This is a genomic window from Caulobacter sp. CCH9-E1 (assembly GCF_001556515.1).
Classification (GTDB): Bacteria; Pseudomonadota; Alphaproteobacteria; order Caulobacterales; family Caulobacteraceae; genus Caulobacter.
In genome coordinates, this window is the sequence record NZ_LSJA01000043.1 from 1 (window position 1) to 995 (window position 995).

Here is a 995-nt window from a genome sequence, read left to right on the forward strand (position 1 = left end):
CGGCCGCCGTCGGCTTCATCGCGCTCTCGGGCGTGGCGGTGCTGAACGGCCTGGTGATGATGACGGCCATCCGACAGCGCCTGGCCACCGGCATGGCGCTGGAGAAGGCGATCATCGACGGGGCCATGGAACGCCTGCGGCCGGTGATGATGACCGGCCTCGTCGCGTCCCTGGGCTTCGTGCCCATGGCGCTGGCGACGGGCACCGGCGCGGAGGTCCAGCGCCCGCTGGCCACCGTCGTCATCGGCGGCCTGATCACGGCCACGGCCCTGACCCTGTTCGTGCTGCCGGCCATCTGCCGGTTCGTCCTGCGCAAGGCCGAAATCCGGAGTCCTGAACACAGCTGAGCCAAGGGCGGCGCGCCGAGCAGGTCTCGGCGCGCCGTCTTTTTCTTCAAACCCAAGTCCGGAGACAGTCCATGACCAAGTCGTCGATCGAAGGGGGAAGCACGGCCATCGCCGTGTCGGGGCTGCAGGCCCAGAAGAAGCGTATCCAGATCCTGGCCGAGAACATCGCCAACGCCAACTCGACCGCCAGAACTCCCGGCGGCGAGCCCTATCGACGCCAGATTCCCGTCTTCAAGGTCGAGCCCATGGGCGGCGACGAGGGCGTGGTGCTGAGCGGGGTGAAGGCCGATCCCAAGCCATTCCCGCAAGCCTATGACCCTGGCCACCCGGCGGCCAACGCCGCCGGTTACGTGCTGTTGCCCAACGTCAACAGCCTGGCCGAGAGCCTCGACCTCAAGCAGGCCATGAAAGCCTACGAGGCCAATCTCAACGTCCTGGACACCCAGGACGCGATGGAGAAGGCCACCCTTTCCATTCTCGATAAGAAATAGACCATCGGATCACGCGCGACGCCCACAATTGATCGGTTTCGTGCGTTGATCCCTCAAACTTGGCAGGCGCGTCTCGGCGCACGGGAAAGGGAGACGTTTTCGATGGGAGCGGGACACGATCACGGCGCGAGCCAGGCCAATGGCCGCAGGCTCGCGA

The 995-nt window shown here is 66.0% G+C and carries 2 protein-coding genes; both read left to right on the plus strand.

Annotation, left to right across the window (positions count from 1 at the left end; translation table 11 throughout):
* Positions 1 to 347, plus strand: a 347-nt coding sequence (locus AX690_RS02345) for an efflux RND transporter permease subunit (RefSeq protein ID WP_197425313.1), incomplete at its 5' end; no start/stop codon positions are given.
* 71 nt (positions 348 to 418) lie between these two features.
* Complete coding sequence (gene flgC / locus AX690_RS02350; protein WP_062099726.1) at positions 419 to 838, plus strand: flagellar basal body rod protein FlgC; 420 nt, start codon at positions 419 to 421, stop codon at positions 836 to 838.
* Positions 839 to 995: the final 157 nt, after the last annotated feature.